1 protein-coding gene is annotated in these 255 nt (G+C 47.5%); it reads right to left on the bottom strand.

Features of this window, described 5'->3' with window-relative positions; translation table 11 throughout:
• A partial coding sequence (locus tag WFK85_RS23740) for an EAL domain-containing protein (RefSeq protein WP_442892386.1) occupies positions 1 to 139 on the bottom strand: 139 nt, incomplete at its 3' end.
• Positions 140 to 255 lie beyond the last annotated feature (116 nt).

The following is a 255-nucleotide window of genomic DNA, read 5'->3' on the forward strand; positions in this document are numbered from 1 at the left end:
ACACGTCCGGAGGGATCAATCTGCCGTTATTTCTTCTCCAGCGCATCAGGGCTTCTGCACCATGGCAGTGTCCTGAAATATCACAGACCGGCTGATAGCAGACAAAAAACTCTCCTTCTGTTATTGCCCTGCTTATCACGGATGCAGGGGAAATACGAGCAGCATGCCATCGTTTCCAGAAAGTACCTGACAGGAATGAAAATAAAAGAAATGCAGGAAGAATTATCGGGATGCCTTCAGTACTGAAGTACAGCC

The sequence above is a fragment of the Cedecea sp. VD22 genome, assembly GCF_037150195.1.
Lineage (GTDB): Bacteria > Pseudomonadota > Gammaproteobacteria > Enterobacterales > Enterobacteriaceae > Cedecea.